At 47.0% G+C, this 21,463-nt stretch carries 20 protein-coding genes; 12 read left to right on the forward strand and 8 right to left on the reverse strand.

What is annotated here, in order from left to right; genetic code table 11:
- Nucleotides 1–205: 205 nt before the first annotated feature.
- A complete protein-coding gene (locus tag GQS10_RS20590; protein WP_166245783.1) occupies nt 206–1,276 on the reverse strand; it encodes an HD-GYP domain-containing protein in 1,071 nt (356 codons plus the stop codon).
- An 81-nt stretch (nt 1,277–1,357) separates the two neighbouring features.
- On the reverse strand, nt 1,358–3,835 hold the full coding sequence (gene gyrA, locus GQS10_RS20595; RefSeq protein WP_166245785.1) for a DNA gyrase subunit A: 2,478 nt from the start codon (nt 3,833–3,835) through the stop codon (nt 1,358–1,360).
- Nucleotides 3,836–3,951: 116 nt separating this feature from the next.
- Between gyrA and GQS10_RS20600 the strand changes: the two genes are divergently transcribed.
- Nucleotides 3,952–4,365: a CBS domain-containing protein gene (locus GQS10_RS20600; protein ID WP_166245787.1), complete on the forward strand. Its 414-nt coding sequence runs from the start codon at nt 3,952–3,954 to the stop codon at nt 4,363–4,365.
- 82 nt (nt 4,366–4,447) lie between these two features.
- Here GQS10_RS20600 and gyrB read toward each other — a convergent pair whose 3' ends face one another.
- From gyrB to dnaA, 6 genes are all read right to left on the reverse strand, one after another.
- Complete coding sequence (gene gyrB, locus GQS10_RS20605) at nt 4,448–6,358, reverse strand: DNA topoisomerase (ATP-hydrolyzing) subunit B (RefSeq protein WP_166245789.1); 1,911 nt, start codon at nt 6,356–6,358, stop codon at nt 4,448–4,450.
- Nucleotides 6,359–6,409: 51 nt separating this feature from the next.
- Nucleotides 6,410–6,658: an extracellular matrix regulator RemB gene (gene remB, locus GQS10_RS20610; RefSeq protein WP_166245791.1), complete on the reverse strand. Its 249-nt coding sequence runs from the start codon at nt 6,656–6,658 to the stop codon at nt 6,410–6,412.
- A 4-nt stretch (nt 6,659–6,662) separates the two neighbouring features.
- On the reverse strand, nt 6,663–7,781 hold the full coding sequence (gene recF, locus GQS10_RS20615) for a DNA replication/repair protein RecF (RefSeq protein WP_166245793.1): 1,119 nt from the start codon (nt 7,779–7,781) through the stop codon (nt 6,663–6,665).
- Between the two features lie 21 nt (nt 7,782–7,802).
- A complete protein-coding gene (gene yaaA / locus GQS10_RS20620) occupies nt 7,803–8,030 on the reverse strand; it encodes a S4 domain-containing protein YaaA (RefSeq protein WP_166245795.1) in 228 nt (75 codons plus the stop codon).
- Between the two features lie 22 nt (nt 8,031–8,052).
- Entirely contained in the window at nt 8,053–9,192 is a 1,140-nt protein-coding gene (dnaN, locus tag GQS10_RS20625) for a DNA polymerase III subunit beta (RefSeq protein WP_166245797.1), read from the reverse strand.
- A 230-nt stretch (nt 9,193–9,422) separates the two neighbouring features.
- Complete coding sequence (dnaA, locus tag GQS10_RS20630; protein WP_166245897.1) at nt 9,423–10,781, reverse strand: chromosomal replication initiator protein DnaA; 1,359 nt, start codon at nt 10,779–10,781, stop codon at nt 9,423–9,425.
- A 562-nt stretch (nt 10,782–11,343) separates the two neighbouring features.
- On the opposite strand from dnaA, the gene rpmH reads away from it, so the two are divergent.
- The 11 genes from rpmH (at nt 11,344) to GQS10_RS20685 (ending at nt 21,452) form a co-directional block, all read left to right on the forward strand.
- On the forward strand, nt 11,344–11,478 hold the full coding sequence (gene rpmH, locus GQS10_RS20635; RefSeq protein ID WP_166245799.1) for a 50S ribosomal protein L34: 135 nt from the start codon (nt 11,344–11,346) through the stop codon (nt 11,476–11,478).
- A 136-nt stretch (nt 11,479–11,614) separates the two neighbouring features.
- Nucleotides 11,615–11,977 carry a ribonuclease P protein component gene (rnpA, locus tag GQS10_RS20640; protein WP_166245801.1) on the forward strand — a complete coding sequence of 121 codons (363 nt, stop codon included), beginning with the start codon at nt 11,615–11,617 and terminating at the stop codon, nt 11,975–11,977.
- 71 nt (nt 11,978–12,048) lie between these two features.
- Complete coding sequence (yidC, locus tag GQS10_RS20645) at nt 12,049–12,798, forward strand: membrane protein insertase YidC (protein ID WP_166245803.1); 750 nt, start codon at nt 12,049–12,051, stop codon at nt 12,796–12,798.
- On the forward strand, nt 12,798–13,421 hold the full coding sequence (jag, locus tag GQS10_RS20650; RefSeq protein WP_166245805.1) for an RNA-binding cell elongation regulator Jag/EloR: 624 nt from the start codon (nt 12,798–12,800) through the stop codon (nt 13,419–13,421). The genes yidC and jag overlap by 1 nt, the downstream gene beginning before the upstream one ends.
- 85 nt (nt 13,422–13,506) lie before the next feature.
- Nucleotides 13,507–14,883, forward strand: coding sequence for a tRNA uridine-5-carboxymethylaminomethyl(34) synthesis GTPase MnmE (mnmE, locus tag GQS10_RS20655; protein ID WP_166245807.1), 1,377 nt, complete (start codon nt 13,507–13,509; stop codon nt 14,881–14,883).
- 37 nt (nt 14,884–14,920) lie between these two features.
- Entirely contained in the window at nt 14,921–16,816 is a 1,896-nt protein-coding gene (gene mnmG / locus GQS10_RS20660) for a tRNA uridine-5-carboxymethylaminomethyl(34) synthesis enzyme MnmG (protein WP_166245899.1), read from the forward strand.
- Nucleotides 16,816–17,538, forward strand: a complete 723-nt coding sequence (rsmG, locus tag GQS10_RS20665; RefSeq protein WP_166245809.1) for a 16S rRNA (guanine(527)-N(7))-methyltransferase RsmG — start codon at nt 16,816–16,818, stop codon at nt 17,536–17,538. Before mnmG ends, rsmG begins: the two co-directional genes overlap by 1 nt.
- A gap of 140 nt (nt 17,539–17,678) precedes the next feature.
- Nucleotides 17,679–18,503 carry a nucleoid occlusion protein gene (gene noc, locus GQS10_RS20670; protein WP_166245811.1) on the forward strand — a complete coding sequence of 275 codons (825 nt, stop codon included), beginning with the start codon at nt 17,679–17,681 and terminating at the stop codon, nt 18,501–18,503.
- 80 nt (nt 18,504–18,583) lie between these two features.
- Nucleotides 18,584–19,345, forward strand: a complete 762-nt coding sequence (locus tag GQS10_RS20675) for a ParA family protein (protein ID WP_166245813.1) — start codon at nt 18,584–18,586, stop codon at nt 19,343–19,345.
- Nucleotides 19,338–20,195, forward strand: coding sequence for a ParB/RepB/Spo0J family partition protein (locus tag GQS10_RS20680; RefSeq protein WP_166245901.1), 858 nt, complete (start codon nt 19,338–19,340; stop codon nt 20,193–20,195). The genes GQS10_RS20675 and GQS10_RS20680 overlap by 8 nt, the downstream gene beginning before the upstream one ends.
- 105 nt (nt 20,196–20,300) lie before the next feature.
- Nucleotides 20,301–21,452, forward strand: coding sequence for an aminotransferase class V-fold PLP-dependent enzyme (locus GQS10_RS20685; protein ID WP_166245815.1), 1,152 nt, complete (start codon nt 20,301–20,303; stop codon nt 21,450–21,452).
- The last annotated feature ends 11 nt before the right edge of the window (nt 21,453–21,463 follow it).

The following is a 21,463-nucleotide window of genomic DNA, read 5'->3' on the forward strand; positions in this document are numbered from 1 at the left end:
TAACGCTCGTTGTTCAGTTTTCAAGGAGCACTTCTTTTATTTCAGCCACCGCTCAGCGGCGACTTGATTAATATAACATAGCCCATATATGCATTGCAAGCTTTTTTTATAACTTTTTTTATCAAACCTTTAAAATCAAAAAATAGAGCCCCGTTATAGGAGCCCTATCCATATGAAGCTGCAATAAGTTGTTTCTTCTTAAAGGCTATGGCTTAATAACTTCCTGAATAAACATCGTCCGCTCCGAAGCGAGATTAATAATTCTGCCCTCCACATTGACCATGGGTCGTGTCGGATGTTTCGAATCCGTAAATACGATCTCTCCGATGGAATCGTTATTAAGCCGAACGACGGTTCCATTATGGAATGAGGTTACTTTATCGATAAAGGTTTGAACAACGAGCGGATCCAGCTTACCGAACGATTCCGTTTGTAGTTGCTCCAGAACAAGGTAAGGGGACTGTGCATCTTTGTACTTTCGATTGGAGGTCATCGCGTGGAAGATATCGGCGACAGCAACAATCTTCGCATAAATGTGAATCTTATCTCCTTTGAGCCCAAGAGGATATCCGGTACCGTCCTCTTTTTCATGATGCTGAAGTGCCGTTAGTTTAACCCCTTCATTGAGGCCCGTTACAGATTTCAAAATGTTGTACCCGATAACGGTATGCTTTTTCATTTCCTCAAGCTCATGAGCCATCAGCTTGCTTGTTTTATTTAGGATCGCTGGGTCGACCCGTACATTGCCGATGTCATGAAGCAGACCAGCCATCGCTACCTGAGTCCAATCCTTTTGAGGCAAGCCATACCAGCGGGCCAGCATAAAGGAGCTTAAGGCCACCATAATGCTGTTGTTGTAGAGATAATCCGCTAGTGCAGCTCTTTTATTCGTAAACGTTAAAATGTTGTATTGATCTAGATTGGTTACAAGGGTTTCAAGCTGGGTGCGGATCTCTAAGACCGGCATTGGGGCACCCGCATCGGCCAGCGCGAACATTTTCTTCATCTTCGAAACGGTATCATCGAAATCCTTTTGAAAAAGGACCATTTTTTCAGACTCAACATTGTTGCTGGTAAGCTCTTCTTCTTCCAAGGGCTTTGCAGCATCAACCGTGCTCTGGATTGAAATCGAATGAATCATAAAGGCACGAAGTACATCTAGCTCACGTTGCGAAATGGTCTTCCCTTTTTGCAGCAGAACGTTTCCTAAGCGGGTAACGACGTCTTCGTTTATTCTATCGCCAAGTTTAATCTGGGAAACGGGAACTATTGCCATGAAGCAAAACCACCTTTTTAGCCCATAATATGATCATTTTAAAGGAAAAAGGATTGGGAATAAAGACCCAATCCTTATTTTTTATTCGATTCCATCCAATTCATCTTCTTGCTCAGCATCGAGCTCAATATCTTCACTGCGCTCTACCTGAGTCACAGTTGCTACTTCGTCTTCGTCGCGAATATTGATCAAACGAACACCTTGAGTGTTCCGTCCCATCGAAGAAACGCCCGCCATGCTAGTACGGATCATCGTGCCGGATGCCGTCATGATCATTAAATCTTGATCCTCACGTACAACCTTTAACCCTACAACGTAGCCATTCTTCGTGGTAATATTCAACGTCTTAATGCCTTTGCCGCCTCTTGTTTGAATGCGGTATTCATTCATTGGGGTACGTTTGCCGTAACCCTTCGAGGTTACAATCAATACATCGTCATTTTCATGGACGACGTCCATATCAATAACCTGGTCGTCATCTTCGAGTGAGATCCCCTTTACCCCTGTAGCCGCACGGCCCATCGAGCGTACATCATCCTCGGAGAAGCGGATGGACATGCCCATCTTGGTTCCGATAACGATCTGTTGGTCGCCCGTTGTTAATTTTACCCCGATCAGTTCGTCATCATCCCTGAGATAAATCGCAATGATTCCGACCTTACGGATGTTATTAAATTCGACAAGCGGTGTTTTCTTTACGATCCCTTGCTTCGTCGTAAAGAACAGGTTCACTTCGGCTTCCATGCTGGAAACCGGGATCACCGCATTAATCGTTTCACCCTGCTCAATTTGCAAGACGTTAATGATCGGTGTTCCTCTTGCCGTCCGGCCCAGCTCCGGAATTTCATAGGCTTTAATGCGGTACGCTTTGCCCTTATTCGTAAAGAAGAACAGGTAGTCATGCGTATTGGTCACAAACAGATGTTCGACAAAGTCGTTTTCCTTTGTGTCCATGCCGATGACGCCCTTGCCGCCCCTCTTCTGGCTGCGGTAAGTATCCACCTTAAGGCGCTTTACGTAACCGGAATGCGTGATCGAGATAATGACATCCTCTTGAGGAATCAGGTCTTCATCCAGGATGCTTTCCTCACCGACCGTGATTTCCGTACGGCGCTCATCGTTGAATTTTTCTTTAATTTCCGTTAATTCTTCGCTAATGATGTTCAGCACGAGCTGCTCATCGGCAAGAATAGCCCGGAATTCTGCGATTTTTTGCAAAAGCTCTTGGTATTCCGCTTCGATTTTCTCGCGCTCCAAGCCCGTGAGGCGCTGCAGACGCATATCCAGAATCGCCTGCGACTGATCCAGGCTCAGTCCGAAGCGAGACATTAATCCTTCGCGAGCTTCATCGGTGGTGCGGGAACCGCGGATTAGGGCAATGATTTCATCGATATGGTCAAGCGCAATGCGTAGACCCTCTAGAATATGCGCCCGTGCTTCCGCTTTCTTCAAATCAAATTCCGTTCTCCTGCGGATGACAACGATCTGATGCTGCAAATAATGATACAGCACTTCTCGAAGATTCAGAACCTTCGGTTCTCCGTTGACGAGAGCGAGCATATTAATGCCAAAGTTGAGCTGCATAGACGTTTGCTTATATAAATTGTTGAGAACAACATTCGGATTAACATCGCGGCGCAGCTCGATCACAACCCGCATACCGTTGCGGTCGGATTCATCCCGCAGATCTGTAATGCCGTCGATCTTCTTCTCCCGAACGAGCTCAGCGATTTTTTCTACAAGTCTTGCTTTGATAACCTGGTACGGCAGCTCATGAACAATAATTCGAGCTTTTCCGTTATTCTCTTCAATCGTAGCCTTGGCACGCATCGTTACCGAACCGCGTCCTGTCGCGTACGCTTGCTTGATGCCTTCGCGGCCTAAAATATAACCAGCGGTTGGAAAATCAGGGCCTTTAATATATTGCATTAGCTCAAGAGGCGTCGATTCAGGGTTACGAATCAGCTGCAGAACGCCATCAATAACCTCGCCTAAGTTATGAGGCGGAATATTCGTAGCCATACCGACAGCGATCCCGGAAACGCCGTTTACTAACAAGTTAGGGAATCGGGCAGGCAGTACTGCGGGCTCTTGCTCTTCCCCGTCATAGTTTGGTACGAAGTCGACGGTGTCTTTGTTTAAATCACGAAGAAGCTCCATGGCCATCTTGGATAGACGGGCTTCTGTATAACGCATCGCCGCCGCAGCGTCACCGTCGATGGAACCGAAGTTTCCGTGCCCGTCGACAAGCATGTAACGTAAAGAAAAGTCCTGCGCCATACGCACCATGGTTTCATATACCGCTGAATCACCGTGCGGGTGATACTTACCGATGACTTCGCCGACAATTCTAGCCGATTTCTTAAAAGGCTTATCGGGCGACATGCCCAGCTCCGACATGGCATATAGAATCCGGCGGTGAACCGGCTTAAGTCCATCTCTGACATCCGGCAAAGCACGGCTTACGATAATGCTCATCGCATAATCGAGGAAGGAGCTTCTCATTTCTGTGCCGATATCGCGTTCAAGTACTTGGGAATTTTGTTGTTCTTCTGACATGCGGACCTTCCTTCTCCAGACATATAAATCTATTATAGTATTTTCACTTCTGGACGACAAATAAACGCAAGTTTATACTAAACATAGTCCGATTCAAAACTAGGAGTTGATTTGGCGTGAACATCGCCTTTTTCTTGCTGCCGAAGAGCGACGTCATCCATATTCATGAAGACGCGACCATCCGCCAAGTACTCGAAAAAATGGAGTTTCACCGGTATACGGCGGTTCCCATTGTGAACGAAGAGGGCGAATATGTCGGGACTGTCACAGAAGGCGACCTGCTCTGGCATTTAAAGAATACATCGGGCTTATCGCTTGATACCGCACATCACTACTCACTTAAAGACGTTCCGCTGCGGATGAATAATAAGCCGGTGCGAATTGATGCCGATATGGAGCATCTCATTCTACTTTCCAAATCACAAAACTTTGTCCCCGTAACCGACGACCGAAACCGGTTCATCGGTATTGTGAGACGAAGCGATATTATCGATTACTGCGCGCAGTTTATACGAACAGGACTTACGTAAAATCTTTAATGATGAGCAAAAGGGCTGACTCTGAAATGATTCCTTTCATTCGGAGACAGCCCTTTTTCTACTCCTGTTCTTGTTAAATATCGAGGTTCTTTACATACTTTGCATGCTCTTGAATGAAATCGCGGCGCGGTTCAACGTTGTCGCCCATCAGCGTATCGAACACTTCGTCGGCTTCAATCGCGTCCTGAATGCTCACTTGAAGCAGGGTCCGTGTACCCGGATCCATCGTCGTATCCCACAGCTGGTCCGGGTTCATCTCTCCAAGCCCCTTATAACGCTGAACATTAGGCTTAACACCCTCGCCGAATTCCGCCAAAATCGCATCGCGCTGCTTTTCGTTATAAGCGTAGCGAATGTTCTTGCTGCGCTCGATTTTGTACAGTGGCGGTTGGGCAATATAAATATAACCCGCTTCGATAATTTGCCGCATGTAACGGTAGAAGAACGTCAACAGCAGCGTACGAATATGGGCTCCGTCGACGTCGGCGTCCGTCATAATAATTATCTTATGATAACGCGCGCGGGCAATATCGAAATCGTCGCCAATGCCGGTTCCAAGCGCAGTAATGATCGCGCGGATTTCCGCATTCGACAAAATCCGATCCAAGCGCGCCTTTTCCACGTTCAAAATTTTACCGCGCAGCGGCAGGATCGCTTGGAAGTGGCGATCGCGGCCCTGTTTCGCCGACCCGCCGGCGGAGTCGCCTTCGACGATGTAAAGCTCGCTGATCGACGCGTCACGGGACGAGCAGTCCGCCAGCTTACCTGGCAGGGAGCTGACCTCAAGCGCGCTTTTGCGGCGAGTTAATTCGCGGGCCTTACGCGCCGCTTCCCGTGCTCTTGCCGCTTGAACGCCCTTTTCCAAAATTTTGCGGGCGATCGAAGGATTCTCTTCGAGGAATTCCAGGAACTTCTCCGCAAACAACGATTCCACGATTCCGCGAACCTCGCTGTTGCCGAGCTTTGTCTTGGTTTGTCCTTCAAACTGCGGCTCCGGGATTTTTACGGAAATGATAGCCGTTAGGCCTTCCCGCACATCATCCCCGGACAAATTGCCGTCGTTTTCCTTCAGCAAATTGTATTTCTTCCCGTAATCGTTTACGACTCTTGTCAAAGCGCTTTTAAAGCCGGATTCATGCGTTCCGCCTTCGTGCGTATTGATGTTGTTCGCAAACGAATAAATGTTCTCGGTGTAGCTGTCGTTGTACTGAAGGGCTACCTCCGCATGGATATGCTCTCTGCTGCCTTCGACATATACCGGAGGCGAATGAAGCGCCTCACGGTTGCGATTGAGCCATTCCACGAAGGAAACGATGCCGCCCTCGTACATATGAGTAATTTCGTTTCCGGTCCGCTCATCTTTTAGCGTGATCGCAATGCCGCGGTTTAAGAAGGCCAGCTCGCGAATCCGGGATTGCAAAATATCATAATCGTAAACGGTAGTTTCCGTAAAAATCTCTGCATCCGGCTTAAAAGTGACCGTCGTGCCTGTCGTCTCCGATTCGCCGATTACCTTCAAGTCGTACTGCGGCGCCCCGCGCCGGTATTCCTGCTGATACACCTTTCCTTCGCGGCGTACGGTAACGATCACCTGTTCGGAAAGTGCGTTCACGACGGAAACACCGACCCCGTGCAAACCACCGGAGACCTTGTAGCCTTCTCCTCCGAATTTTCCGCCGGCATGGAGTACAGTCATAACGACTTCAAGAGCAGGCCGCTTCATCTTGGCATGCTCTCCGACCGGAATTCCCCGACCATTGTCGATGACGGTGATCGAATTATCTTCATGTACAATGACTTGAATTGCAGTACAGTATCCGGCTAGCGCTTCGTCGATACTATTATCGACGACCTCCCAAACGAGATGGTGAAGGCCTCGTCCGCTCGTGGAGCCGATATACATGCCCGGCCGTTTTCGAACCGCTTCAAGACCCTCAAGCACCTGGATCTGATTCTCATCGTACGTATGTTGATTCAATGACAAACGTGCCACCTACTTCCTTAATCTGCAAAAGCCTTGAAGTTAAATATAAAATTAAAACGACAGAGGCTGGTTCGCCCGCTTCTTGAGCGTGGTGGAGGAAATGGGAGAATAGTACACCTTCGTCTTCGTCACCACGACCGATTTCGTTTCTTCTTCGCCAATGACAACCATGTTTTTGGTTTTCTGAGCATTCGTTACGAACTGCTTGGATATTTTCGAAGATGCTTCCACGGATACATCAAAAATCGCGATGAGCTCCGAGGATTGAATAATCTTTTCTCCGCCCAAATGAATAAACACGGCCTCAGCTCCTTGTTACGTTTCCTTCGGTCACTCGGTATGTCCCGACGTCCTCCAGCTTTGCGAAGTCGATAGCCTCCACGCCAGTCGATGTAATGAACGTCTGTACCTTGGTCTGAAACGTTTCAATCAGCTGCGTCTGACGATACTGATCCAGCTCGGAGAGCACATCGTCCAGCAGCAGCAGGGGGTATTCGCCGACCTCTTCGTGAATCAGCTCAATTTCGGCAAGCTTCAAGGATAATGCAGTTGTGCGCTGCTGTCCTTGGGATCCGAATACATGGGCCTCTTTCCCGTTAATATAAAAATGAATATCATCGCGATGCGGCCCAGTCTGTGTTGTCCCACGCCGTAAATCCTGTTCACGCATATGAGATAACTTTAACATAAAACGCTCGAAGAGAACAGATTCTTCCTCCGACTCCTCAATTTCAATGGCAGGCTGATACACAATATCGAGCTGTTCTTGGCCGTTTGTAATGCCGCGATGAAGCGATTCCGCCCAAATTTGCAGCTTTTTTATAAAGTTTTGACGTTTTTTCATGATTTTAATACCAAAATTGGCCAATTGTTCATCCCAAACTTCCAGCATCGTTTTGGAGGCGGAAGAAAGAGAACCGCTGCTTTGCTTCAGAAAATTGTTTCGCTGTACCAGCGTCTTTTGGTATTGCGATAAATGGTGAAGGTATGTCGGCTGAATTTGCCCAATCTCCATATCTAAAAAACGGCGCCGAATATTCGGCGCTCCTTTAACGATATCCAGATCCTCCGGCGCAAACAATACGACATTCAGCGCACCGATATAAGCGCTCAGCTTGCGCTGCTCAAGCCCGTTGATTTTTGCCGTTTTTCCGCTGGATGCAATAGACAAATCCAAGGACACCGCGCCGTATTTTTTATCAAGCTGCGCACGAAGGGAGGCCCGTTCCGCGTTCCAACGAATGAGCTCGCGGTCCTTATGCGTCCGGTGCGATTTTGTTAAGGACATCACGTAAATCGCTTCGAGCAAATTCGTTTTCCCCTGAGCGTTCGGGCCAATGATAAGGTTCACACGATTTCCCGTTTCCAGTTCAAGCCGCTCGTAATTGCGGTAATCCGTTAAAGCTAAGCTCTGTAAAAACAAAAGACAGCCTCCAAACCTTCGTTAGGATGAGACAATGATAAAGGGGCCGAACCCTTCCACTTCAATCGTGTCCCCAGGGTACAGCTTACGGCCGCGGCGCTGCTCGGGTTCTCCGTTTACCTGGACGGCTACCTCCGCTAAAAAAAACTTCGCTTGTCCGCCTGTTGAAATACAATCCGAAATTTTAAGCATTTGTCCTAGCGTAATATGGTCTGTATCAATCGAGACGGGAACGGGCTGATCCACCATGTTTAATCGCTCCTTTTGCGAATTATCCAGTAGTCCGGTACGGCAAAATAAGATGCAAAATTTGTGTATGCTCGTCCGGCTTTACAATCATCGGACTCATTGCTCCAGTGAATCCGATGCGAATCGTTTCACTATCGATGACCTTCAGTACATCCAGCATATATTTCGAGTTGAACGCAATCTTAAGCGGCTCTCCTGTAACGATCTTCGCAACTAGCTGCTCCGTTACTTTACCGATTTCCGTCGAGCTGGAGGAAATTTCGATTTCCCCATCATCCGCAGCCGACATACGAACGATATTCGTTTTTTCTTCTCTCGACATTAAGTATGCGCGATCAATGGCATCGGCAAGCTCTTTCGTCTGAAATACGATTTCGGACTTATACACCTGTGGAATAATTTTTGTCGTATCCGGATACGTTCCATCAAGAATACGGGTAAAAAACAATAACGAGTCGATTTTAAACAAAACCTGATTGTCCGCTACGACAATATCGATTTTTTGGTTTTGATCCGACAGCAGCTTGTATAGTTCATTCAGTGTTTTTGCGGAAATAACAATATTCGTAAATTGAACAGGAGTCGATTCTAATCGAACCTCCATGCTTGCCAGGCGATGCCGGTCTGTCGCGACAAACTTAAGCGTACTGTCGTGAAGGGTCCATAACACACCGGTCAGTACTGAAGTGGCTTCATTGGAGGAAGCAGCAAAAACGGTTTGCCGGATCATGGATTTCAACAGATCATTGTTCAACGTAATAATCTGGTTTTCTTCCAGGCTTGGGAGAACCGGATATTCTTCGGCATCAAGTCCTGCTAATAATACTTCGGAATTACCGGAACGAATCAGGATTTGATACATCTCTTTACGTTCAATAAGCACTTGAGCGGATGGAAGCTTTCGTACCAAGTCAACAAAAAATTTCGCAGGGATGACCAAGCTGCCAGTTTGCTCCACTTGAACAATAATATGTCCTTCATGTTCTACAGGGATAAATCGTTGAATAGATATATCTGTATCACTGGCAGTTAAGGTAATGCCGTCATGACGGACGTCAAATTTAATACCCGATAGGATCGGTATTGTTGTTCTGCTGGAAATAGCTTTGCTGACATGGCCGATGGCTTCATTCAGCCAATGTTTATCGATCGTAAATTTCATGATTTCCTCCTTGAGGTTTGGTTCCTATATTTGCAGCGAATGCTGCTAAGAATTGTCGAGTGATGAGAAAAAAACGCGATTTCTTTTTATTTATCTTTATATAAAAAAGATATAGTACAAGTAGTAGGGGCCCTGAATATGTGTATAACTGTATCAACTCTAAAAAGGACAAGCCTATCCACATGTGAATAAAGTGTGCATAGGCTTTTTCGTTATCCCCACAAAAATCATTATATCGGATTTTTAATTTTTTCGCGGAGCGTATTTATGATTTTAAATAAATCCTGATCTGCTTTTATGGATTCGGATATTTTCTCATGGGCGTGGATGACGGTTGTATGGTCGCGTCCTCCAAAGGCTTCGCCGATTTTAGGAAGCGAGAAGTCGGTCATTTCCCGCGCTAAGTACATTGCAATTTGTCTTGGAAAGGCGACCGCTTTCGTCCGCTTGCGGGCTTTAAAATCGTCCATCTTAAGCCCGTAGTACTCTCCAACCTTCTGCTGAATGTCGGCAATGGTGATCATTTTCGGTCGGCTGGAAGGGATGATATCCTTCAGCGCTTCGGCAGCCAAATGGGCCGATACATCCTCATTAATTAGCGAGGAATATGCGACAACGCGGATGAGCGCCCCTTCGAGCTCGCGAATATTCGTGTCAATTTGACTCGCGATATACATCATCGCTTCATTCGGTATGTCCAGGTTTTCCGCTTTCGCCTTCTTGCGGAGAATGGCGATGCGCGTTTCTAAATCCGGCGGCTGAATGTCGGTAATTAAGCCCCACTCGAAGCGGGAGCGCAGACGGTCTTCCAACGTCGTAATCTCCTTGGGCGGACGGTCGCTTGATAATATAATTTGCTTCCCCGCCTCATACAGTTCATTGAACGTGTGAAAAAACTCCTCTTGGGTGGATTCCTTTCCGGCAATAAACTGAATATCGTCCACGAGCAGTACATCCATATTGCGGTACTTGCTGCGGAAGCTTTCTCCACGATTATCGCGGATGGCATTAATAAATTCGTTCGTAAATTTCTCGGACGAAATATACATGACCCGATTATTCGGATTATGCTGCAAAATATAATGTCCGATCGCATGCATCAGATGCGTCTTCCCGAGTCCAACGCCTCCATATAAGAATAGAGGGTTATAAGAATTCGACGGGTCCTCGGCCACGGCCAGCGATGCGGCATGCGCAAAACGGTTCCCGGATCCGATAACGAACGTATCGAAGGTGTACTTCGGGTTCAGCATCGGGGCGAAGGATTCGTCTGCCGGTCTGGTTCTAGGCGGCTGCGCTACAGGGGGAGCAGGCTGCTCTGCCGGTCGTTCCGGCTTATCCTCCTGGGAGACGATCTTCACATCAACCTGGCGACCGGTAGACTCCAGCACAGCCGTACGGATTAGTTTCGTGTACCGCTTCTCCAGCCAATCCCTTGAAAAGCTGTTAGGAGCGAGTACCACAACCTCTTGATCCGTGAAGACAGTCGCTTTCGTTCCCTTCAGCCAAGTGTCGAAGCTCGGTTTATTCAACATGCCCTGCATGACGAGCAGGACATTTTGCCATAATTCATTAGGATGGCTTTCCACGAATGATTCCACTCCTTTAATCCGTTGCACAGCAAGACAAAGCCATAAAGTTCGACGAGAAGAAAAAAAAGGCTGTCGAGTTTTGTCCACATAACTCGAATTAGCCACATCGTTGTTATTAAGAAGGGGATAGGTTGTTCACATACTTATCCACAGCGTGTGAATAAGTAGGGGATGGATTTCAATCATCCACAAGGTGAAAACAAAATAATGATAGCAAAAACCCCTAGGTTTTTCAATGAAAAGCTGTTGTTATCCACAAATTCAATAACTTGTGGTTTAAAATTACCCACACCACAAGATATTGTTGATATTTTGTTGCTAATCGACAAAATCCTACGTTTTCTCAAAAACGGGTTGTCCACATGTGGATGGAGAATTTGTTGGTGAGTGGGATACTTTTTTAGGTTTGGTATGTGGACAAGTGAAGGTTGTTTTTGCGGATCTATAGTATGAAGTTATTTACATGCACCTCTTCCTTGACTTTCAGGCCTTACCGTGGTTAAATTGAAAAAGGCGTTTTTTGAACTGGATAATGAATACCTTAAGGGGGTGCCGATAGATGAGACCAACATTTAAACCGAATGTGAGCAAGCGGAAGAAGGTTCACGGGTTCCGTAAGCGCATGAGCACGAAGAACGGACGTAAGGTTCTTGCAGCTCGCCGTCAGAAGGGTAGAAAAGTTCTTACTGCATAATGAAGAAGGCCACTTTAATGGTGGCCTTTTTTTCGCATTTGAGGGGTTTGAGCATTTTGTCGAAATGCGGCTGTTTAATTTCCTTCAAATCAGTCAAGCCTAGGAAGCGATACAGCCGCGAAGGGTTGTGAAGAATATGCAGAAGGAACTTCGTCTGCAAAGCCGGAATGATTTTCAGCGTGTTTATCGACATGGCAAATCATCAGCGAATCATCAATTTGTCGTCTACCATATGCCGAATGACGAAGCAGACGCGTTCCGTGTCGGCTTGTCTGTGAGCAAGAAAGTAGGCGGAGCTGTTGTCCGAAATCGAATTCGGCGGATGTTAAAGGAAATTTTGCGTCATATGGAGCATTCGATTACACCGGGTACATATTTTGTTGTGATTGTCCGAAAGCCGGCGCTTGAGCTGGATTATGAGGGGATGCGCAAAAGCTTGATCCACGTTTTGAAGCGGGCCGGGTTGTATCAGGCTCCCAGTGCAAAACCGCGCATATGAGAGGCATGTTTCCTTGTCCCCCTGGAATATGTTATATTGTGATGGATAGAGTAGGTTAGGAGGAGACCGTTTTGTCTCGTAAACGTTTGCTGCTAGTATTCGCATTATCCACCATATTGGTGTTATCCGGATGTTCCGCCGTTGATCCGGCGTCGAATCCGATTGATCCGAACAATGGCTTTTGGGACCGATATTTTGTTTTCCCGATTTCGTTCTTGCTGGATTGGTTTGCAGAGCTGACCGGCGGGCAGTATGGACTTGCGATTTTGTTCGTTACGATCATTATCCGCTTACTGGTGCTGCCGCTTACTTTAAAGCAGTATAAGAGCTCGAAGGCGATGCAGCTGCTGCAGCCGCAGATGCAGGAAATTCGCAAGAAGTTTAAGGATAACCCACAAAAGCAGCAGGAAGAAACGATGAAGCTGTTTACAGCGAATGGGGTCAATCCGCTGGCAGGATGCTTTCCTTTATTAGTACAAATGCCAATCCTGATTGCGCTCTATAACGCAATTATGCGTAACGGACATATTCGTGAGCATACGTTCTTGGGCATGCAGTTGGGTGAGCCGAACGTGTGGGTGCTTCCGATTTTGGCGGCCATTACTACCTATCTGCAGTATAAGGTTATGCCTCAACAGCCGAATGCACAGATGCAAAGCTTAATGTTAATTTTCCCGGTGCTTATTTTCGTGATGGCGATGCAGTTCCCATCTGCACTTGCTCTGTACTGGGTGTATGGTAACATCTTTACGATTATTCAATCCTATTTTATTTATGGTGATTTGCGTAAAGGAGCGTCTTCGACTAGGGGTGTTCAATAGTGGAGAAACGATTAATCGTTACGGGGAAATCAATCGATGAAGCGATTAAAGCGGGTCTTTCCGAATTGGGTGTACCGGAAGAACGGGTTACGATCAATATAATCGAACAGCCAGCCAAAGGACTGTTTGGGCTCATTGGCTCGAAGGAAGCTAAGGTGGAGCTGGTGTATACGGAGGATCCGATCGAAGGCACGATCCAATTTTTAAAGGACGTACTATCAGCGATGGGGCTTAAGGCGGATGTGAAGGCGGAAGATGGCGGTGAGGAAGGTACCCTGCTTAATATTATCGGTACCGACCTGGGGATGGTCATTGGACGCCGGGGGCAGACGTTGGATGCTCTACAATATTTGACGAATATTGTCGTGAATCGGATGGCTGACGAGCATATCCGGGTTGTCCTGGATGCGGAATCGTTCCGCGAGCGGCGCAGACGTACGCTTCAGCAAACGTGTGACCGAATGGTTCAGCGTGTGCTGAAGACGAAGAAGGAAGTCGTCATGGAACCGATGTCCGCACAGGAACGGAAGGTCGTTCATTATCATTTGCAGGACCATCCGGCTGTAAAGACGTACAGTAAGGGTGAAGATCCAAACCGGTGTGTCGTTATCGCATTACGGTAAACAAGCGTAACGCAATGACTTGGCGATATTTTCGCGGGTCATTGCTTTTTTTGCAATTTGGGGTAATTTAATGCAGAGGTGAATTATGCTTACGGATACGATTGCTGCAATATCGACACCACTGGGTGAGGGTGGAATTGCTGTTATACGGGTGAGCGGGAACGATGCTGTTCCGATCGTAGAACCCCTATTCAAGGGCAAACGAAAGCTGACGAAGGTGGAGTCCCATACCGTTCACTATGGCTCGATCGTCAACCCGAAGACGGGGGACAAGCTGGAGGAAGCGCTGGTCACGGTAATGAGGGCGCCCCGTTCGTTTACGATGGAGGATGTTGTTGAAATTAGCTGCCACGGCGGTATTGTTTCGGTCAAAAAGGTACTTGATTTGCTGCTTGAGCAGCCGGTTCGGTTGGCGGAGCCTGGTGAATTTACGAAACGGGCATTTCTCAATGGCAGGATTGACTTGTCCCAGGCCGAAGCGGTGATGGACTTGATCCGGTCGAAATCGGATCGTGCCTTTCAAATCGCCATGAAGCAGGCCGAAGGGGCTCTATCCAAGCGGATTCAAGAGCTGCGGCATACGCTTGTGGAAACGATGGCCCATATCGAAGTGAATATTGATTACCCCGAGCATGATGTAGAGGAATTAACCAACGCGTTTATCTCGGACAAATGCGAGGGAGCGATAACAACGATCGAGGGCTTGCTGAAAACAGCGGAGCAGGGCAAGCTGCTGCGTGAAGGAATTACAACGGTCATTGTTGGTAAACCGAATGTAGGGAAATCATCATTATTAAATGCGTTGGCGCAGGAAAATCGGGCGATTGTTACCGATATTCCGGGTACGACAAGGGATGTCATTGAGGAGTATGTTACAATAAAAGGGATCCCGCTAAGACTGCTGGATACAGCCGGAATTCGGGAAACTGCGGATGTGGTGGAACAGATCGGCGTAGAGCGGTCGCGTTCGGCGCTTGCCGAAGCGGATCTCGTACTGCTGGTGTTGAACTCGAATTCGGAGCTAGAGCCGGATGAAATTGTACTGCTGGATCAGCTTAAGGACCGACAATGCATCGTGATTTTAAATAAAACTGATTTGCCTCAAAAAATCGATCTAACGAAAGTAACGTCCCGAATGGAAGAGGAGCGTATCGTACAAATGTCGGTACGTACTCAAGAAGGGATGGACCAACTGGAAAAGTCGATTACCGGATTATTTTTCTCGGGCGGCTTAGAATCTGCCGATTTTACCTATGTTAGTAATGTAAGACATGTGCAGCTGTTAAAGCAGGCAAAGAGCGCATTGGAGGAAGCGGTGGGTGCCGTTGAAATGAAGGTACCGATCGATATGATCCAAATTGATATTCGAACGGCGTGGGAACGTTTGGGGGAAATCATTGGGGATTCGGTCAGCGATTCGTTGATCGATCAAATTTTCTCCCAGTTTTGTTTAGGAAAATAATCAAATGAAGAAAAACCGCACGAAAGAGGTAGGAAGCATGGGATATGATGCCGGACAATTTGATGTCATCGTAATCGGTGCCGGTCATGCCGGATGTGAAGCTGCTTTAGCTTCTGCACGCATGGGCTGCAGCACGTTATTAGTTACCATAAACTTGGATATGGTTGCATTTATGCCTTGTAACCCATCTATTGGCGGACCTGCCAAGGGACATGTCGTACGTGAAATTGATGCCCTTGGCGGCGAGATGGGCCGCAACATTGATAAAACCTTTATTCAGATGCGCATGCTGAATACCGGCAAAGGCCCGGCCGTTCATGCACTGAGAGCGCAAGCGGATAAGTTTTTATATCAGCAAACGATGAAAGAAACGATCGAAAAAACTCCGAACTTAACTCTTCGCCAAGGCATGGTGGAACGCTTGTTGGTTGAGGGTGATCGTGTATATGGCGTGGAAACGAAAACGGGTGCGCAATATTTTGGTAACGCCATCGTATTAACGACGGGTACTTATTTACGGGGGAAAGTTATCATCGGTGAGCTGATGTACGAAAGTGGTCCAAACAATCAGCAGCCGTCTGTTACGCTTTCACAGCATCTCAAGGAGCTTGGCTTGGAGCTTGTTCGATTTAAGACGGGTACGCCTCCGCGTGTACACAAAGATTCGATAGATTTTTCCAAGACGGAAATTCAGCCTGGAGATGCGGAGCCGAAGTTCTTTTCCTATGAAACAGTGGAAGGACCTGAAGCCGAACAGCTCCCATGCTGGCTGACCTACACAAGCGGCAATACGCATCAAATCATTAATGATAATCTTCACCGCGCACCGATGTTCTCTGGGGCGATCGAAGGGACCGGCCCGCGTTATTGTCCTTCTATCGAAGATAAAATTGTTCGGTTTGCGGATAAGCCGAAGCATCAAATATTTTTGGAGCCGGAAGGCCGCAATACAGCGGAATATTATGTACAGGGCCTTTCCACCAGTATGCCGGAAGATGTGCAGCTTAACATCCTAAGATCCATCCCAGGTATGGAAAATGTAAAAATGATGCGTACCGGTTATGCGATTGAATATGATGCGGTTGTACCTACTCAGCTCTGGCCGTCTTTAGAAACAAAGCGGATTCAAGGATTATTTACAGCTGGTCAAATCAACGGCACTTCGGGATATGAAGAAGCAGCTGGGCAAGGAATCATGGCCGGTATTAACGCAGCGCGGAAGGTGCAGGGGAAAGAGCCGGTCATTATTGATCGCTCTCAAGGTTATATTGGGGTATTGATCGATGATCTTGTTACCAAGGGGACGAGTGAACCGTACCGTTTGCTTACTTCTCGTGCTGAATATCGTTTGCTGCTTCGACATGACAACGCCGACTTGCGTTTGACGCCGATTGGTTATGAAATCGGATTAATTCCGGAGGAGCGTTATCAGCGTTTCCAACAGAAAAAGGATTACGTCACGGCAGAGGTGGAGCGCCTGCAAAAAACTAAAATTCGTCCGGAGGAGCACGTTCAGGCGTTGTTAGCTGAACTGAACACGGCTCCGCTGACCAATTCAGTCGATGCAGCGATGCTGCTCCGCCGACCAGAAGTGACGTATACGCATATTGAACAGCTGTCCCCCTCAGAGATTGAATTAACGGATGAAATGAAAGAACAGGTTGAAATTCAAATTAAATATTCCGGTTATATTGAGAAACAGTTAGCTCAGGTGGAACGTTTGGCGAAGATGGATCAGAAAAAGATCCCGGAGGATATTGATTACTTCGAGGTTCACGGAATCGCAACGGAAGCGAAGCAAAAGCTGTCCACGATTCGTCCGATTTCGATCGGTCAAGCATCAAGGATTTCTGGCGTGACACCGGCCGACATCTCGATTCTTCTTGTGTATTTGGAGCACTATAATCGTGTCGTGGCTGCGAGAGGTTCATGATGGACGAAGTTCAACGTTTATTTACTGGATTAACGTCGGATAAAGGATTGTCGCTTTCCGCGCAACAACTGGTGCAATATGAAACGTACTTCAAGCTGCTGGTTGAGTGGAATGAAAAAATGAACCTGACAGGGATAACGGAACGAGAACAGGTTTACGTGAAACACTTTTACGATTCTCTCACGTTATCGTTTTATGTTGATTTGAAGAACACTCAGTCTTTAGCCGACATTGGTTCTGGGGCAGGTTTTCCGAGTATCCCCTTAAAAATCGCTTATCCTCATCTCAAGGTAACCATTATTGATTCCTTGCAAAAGCGCATTTCATTCTTAGAGCATGTTTCTTCGAGCCTGGGACTAACTAACGTATATTGTGTTCATGGCAGAGCAGAGGATGCAGGTGTGAAACCGGAGCTCCGTGATCAGTTTGATCTTGTGACAGCGAGAGCCGTTGCGAAACTCAACATTTTAAACGAGTTATGTTTGCCGTTCACTAAGACGGGTGGTTTGTTTGTCGCTATGAAGGGTTCAGATCCGACCGCTGAAATTGACGAAGCGAAGCGGAGCTTGAAGGAATTAAACGGCAAATTAGTGACGGTTGACTCTCTAACACTTCCGGTAGAGCAGTCGGAAAGACATCTCATCCAAATCCAGAAAACTGCGCCGACACCCAAAAAGTATCCTCGCAAAGCAGGCGTTCCTGCTAAGACACCGATACTTTAATGTTTCACGTGGAACAATTTGCCCGCAATGCGGGCTTTTCTTTTTTGTGAACTTCTAAGATTTAGGCAGGAGAATTGCAAAAGGATATCGAATTTATTAGTAGATATAGTGATGAGCGATGAAGATAGGTGGGTTAGGTCATGAAAGAACAAATAAGCAAACTATTCGGCATCCAAGAACAACGTTCGCAGGCGGATGAAGTGAAGCAGCTTCCTGTTGACCAAATTGTTCCTAGTCCTTATCAACCTAGAACAGTTTTCGACGATGATCGTTTAGAGGAATTATGCCAAACCATTAAAACTCATGGTGTCGTTCAACCAATCATTGTACGGGTACGTAACAATACATTCGAACTCATTGCCGGTGAACGTCGCTTGCGTGCTGTGAAAAAACTGGGATTACCGACGATTCCCGGTATTATTCGTGAAATCAACGACTCTCAGGCAGCTTCCATTGCGTTAATAGAGAATCTGCAGCGAGAAGGGCTTACATCCATTGAAGAAGCGCTTGCGTATCAGCAGCTGATAGAGCTTCATCAACTTACCCAGGAAAGCTTAGCGCAGCGTCTTGGGAAAAGCCAGTCGACCATTGCAAATAAGATTCGTTTGCTGCAGCTATGCGATCCAGTGAAGCAAGCACTATTGGAACGGAAAATAACGGAACGGCATGCTAGGGCTTTGTTGGCGCTTGATAGCGAGGAAATGCAGGTTAAAGTCCTTGAGGAAATTATTGCAAAGGAACTAAACGTAAAACAGACGGAAACAAGGGTTGCCTTTTATCTAGAATCCTCTAAAATAAAGAAGGTAAGAAGAGTTTCGTTTTCAAAGGATGTCCGCTTAGCGGTAAACACGATTCGACAATCTGTTGAAATGGTATCAGGTTCGGGACTGCCCATTCAGACGAAAGAACAGGATCACGAGGACCACTACGAAATTATTATTCATATCCCGAAACGGCCATCCTGACAATTACAAATTGCGCAGTGGCGAGCGGCGGAAAGCCGCTTTTTCTTTCGGAATTTTTCAGTTCTTGAGGTGAACGACTTTTGGCAAAAATAATTGCAATCACGAACCAAAAAGGTGGTGTCGGTAAAACGACAACATCGGTAAACCTGGGCGCTTCACTGGCTTCGTTAGGAAAAAAAGTTCTGTTAGTTGATATCGACCCGCAGGGGAATACGACCAGTGGGATCGGCATCAATAAAGCGGATGTAGCTCATTGTATATATGATGTTCTCATAAATGACGTTCACCCGAAGGACGCTATGATGGACACAAATTTACCGAACCTGAAAATCATTCCGGCAACGATACAGCTGGCAGGGGCGGAGATCGAGCTTGTTCCGACGATTTCTCGTGAAGTACGCTTAAAAAAATCGCTGCAGCAAGTTAATACGATGTTTGACTATATCTTGATTGATTGTCCGCCTTCTTTAGGTATGCTCACAGTCAATTCGTTGACGGCTGCCAATTCGGTTATTATCCCAATTCAATGTGAGTACTACGCGTTGGAGGGACTCAGCCAGCTTTTGAATACGGTTCGCTTGGTGCAGAAACATTTGAATACTTCACTTCAGATTGAAGGAGTGTTGTTGACCATGTTTGATGCAAGAACGAATCTTGGCATCCAAGTGATTGAAGAAGTAAAGAAATATTTTCAGCAAAAGGTTTATCAAACGATTATTCCAAGAAATGTACGCTTAAGTGAAGCGCCGTCTCATGGCCAATCGATCATCACTTACGATCCGAAGTCGAAGGGTGCAGAAGTCTACTTGGAGCTTGCAAAGGAAGTGTTGCATGTTGAGTAAACGTCTCGGTAAAGGATTAGATGCTTTAATTCCTTCCCTCCATATTAATGAAGACGACAAAGTGATTGAGGTTCCGGTTACACAACTGCGGGCAAACCCGTATCAGCCGCGTAAAAACTTCGACGAACATGCGATCAATGATCTTGCTGCTTCGATTAAAGAGCATGGTGTAATTCAGCCGATTATCGTCCGCAGTGTTCTCAAGGGATACGAAATTATTGCCGGGGAACGACGCTGGCGTGCGGCGCAGCTTTCAGGATTAGCAACAATCCCTGCTGTCGTACGTAAATTTTCCGATCAGCAGGTTATGGAAATTGCCCTAATTGAAAACCTGCAGCGTGAGGATCTGAACTCTCTGGAGATTGCGCTGGCCTACCAATCGTTAATCGATACGTTTCAATTGACGCAGGAAGAGCTGTCGGTTAAGGTCGGCAAATCGCGTTCGCATATCGCGAACTTCTTGCGCTTGCTGCAGCTGCCGAAGCAAATCCAACAATTTGTTTCACGTGGAACATTTTCGATGGGGCATGCGAAGGTCATTGCCGGCATGAAAAACGAGAAGCAAATGACAGACATTGCTCAAAAGGCAATTGAAGAGCAGTGGAGTGTTCGTGAGCTTGAAGAGCGTGTAGGTATGCTGGATGAGAAGAAGCAGCAGCAAAAACCTACCGCTAAAGAGAAAAAGAATGACCCGTACATCCGCGAACAGGAAGAATATTTGCGGGAAACGTTCCGGACAAGTGTAAAAATTAAGCACCAAAAAGATCGCGGGAAGATTGAGTTCTCGTACTATACCAAGGAAGATTTGGAACGTTTGTTAGAGATGTTTCAAGGAAAAATATCTTCATAACAACAACGAGCGAAAACAGTGGGGCATATCGAGCAGACGGTGAACAACCGTCAGCACGGTATGCTCTGTTTCCTTACATAGGCCCACGTAAAGGTGGTTTAACGGATGATAAAATACTTTGATAACGCCGCATCTTCATGGCCGAAAGCTCCTGGAGTTGCCGAGGCAATGGGAAGAGCAGTGACAGAGGTGGCCGCAAACCCCGGAAGAGGCAGTCACCGGATGGCGGTAGAGGCGAGCCGAATCTTATTCGACACGAGAAAGTCGCTGGCTAAATTGTTTCGTATTAAAAACCCGAATGATATTGCCTTCACCTTGAACACAACGGCAGCTCTAAACTTAGCGATTAAAGGATTTGTGAAGCCAGGCGATCATGTGATTTGTACGATGGTAGAACACAACTCCGTTCGCAGACCGTTGGAATTTTTGAAGCAGACCATAGGGGTGGAAGTGACGTATCTGGCTGCCGATGAAAGAGGATCCATTTCAATTGATGAGGTCCGTGAATCGATTCGCGAAAATACAACCCTGCTTGTTTGTAATCATAGCTCAAACCTTCTGGGGAGTATACTTCCGCTTGCACAGCTGCGCGAGGTGACAAAAGAGAAGGGGGTTAAGATGCTCGTAGACGCCGCTCAAACGGCTGGAGTGCTCCCGATTGACGTTCAAGCCCTTGAGATTGACATGCTGGCTTTCCCAGGCCATAAGGGGCTTCTTGGGCCGCAGGGAACGGGAGGGCTGTACATATCTCCTGAGCTTGATCTGGTGCCACTACTTCACGGGGGGACGGGGAGCCAGTCGGAACGCATCGAGCAGCCTCTTGTCAGACCGGATCGATATGAATCGGGTACGCCAAACACGCCGGGAATTGCAGGGCTTCTTGAAGGGGTTCGCTTCATTTTGAATGAGAGTGTTGAAACCATCCATACTAAAGAATGGGGACTGACACAAAGGCTAATGAACGGATTGTCACAAGTCCAAGGCATTCGTCTTCTTGGACCGGAGCTTGGCGAGCCGCGAACAGGAATTGTTTCGTTTACCCTAGAGAAGGCCGACTCATCGGAAATCGCATTTATTTTGGATCAATCGTATTCGATCGCAGTGCGGGCAGGGTATCACTGTACGCCTTTGGCACATGAAGCGGCGGGTACGATGGAGAAAGGTGCCGTTCGTTCTAGTGTCGGCTATTTCACGACTGAACAAGAAGTGGATGACTTTATCGCCGCCATGAAAGAAATTGAACAACATTACCGGTAAATGAAAGAGGA

The sequence above is a fragment of the Paenibacillus turpanensis genome, assembly GCF_011421635.1.
Lineage (GTDB): Bacteria > Bacillota > Bacilli > Paenibacillales > YIM-B00363 > Paenibacillus_AK > Paenibacillus_AK turpanensis.

Bases quoted from the DNA above. Each gene is read 5' to 3' on its own strand.
- rpmH (WP_166245799.1), top strand. From the start codon at position 11,344: ATGAGACCAACATTTAAACCGAATGTGAGCAAGCGGAAGAAGGTTCAC.
- mnmE (WP_166245807.1), top strand. From the start codon at position 13,507: ATGCTTACGGATACGATTGCTGCAATATCGACACCACTGGGTGAGGGT.
- gyrA (WP_166245785.1), bottom strand. From the start codon at position 3,835: ATGTCAGAAGAACAACAAAATTCCCAAGTACTTGAACGCGATATCGGC.
- dnaN (WP_166245797.1), bottom strand. From the start codon at position 9,192: ATGAAATTTACGATCGATAAACATTGGCTGAATGAAGCCATCGGCCAT.
- rnpA (WP_166245801.1), top strand. From the start codon at position 11,615: ATGCAGAAGGAACTTCGTCTGCAAAGCCGGAATGATTTTCAGCGTGTT.
- mnmG (WP_166245899.1), top strand. From the start codon at position 14,921: ATGGGATATGATGCCGGACAATTTGATGTCATCGTAATCGGTGCCGGT.
- noc (WP_166245811.1), top strand. From the start codon at position 17,679: ATGAAAGAACAAATAAGCAAACTATTCGGCATCCAAGAACAACGTTCG.
- rsmG (WP_166245809.1), top strand. From the start codon at position 16,816: ATGGACGAAGTTCAACGTTTATTTACTGGATTAACGTCGGATAAAGGA.
- yaaA (WP_166245795.1), bottom strand. From the start codon at position 8,030: ATGGTGGATCAGCCCGTTCCCGTCTCGATTGATACAGACCATATTACG.
- GQS10_RS20590 (WP_166245783.1), bottom strand. From the start codon at position 1,276: ATGGCAATAGTTCCCGTTTCCCAGATTAAACTTGGCGATAGAATAAAC.
- GQS10_RS20685 (WP_166245815.1), top strand. From the start codon at position 20,301: ATGATAAAATACTTTGATAACGCCGCATCTTCATGGCCGAAAGCTCCT.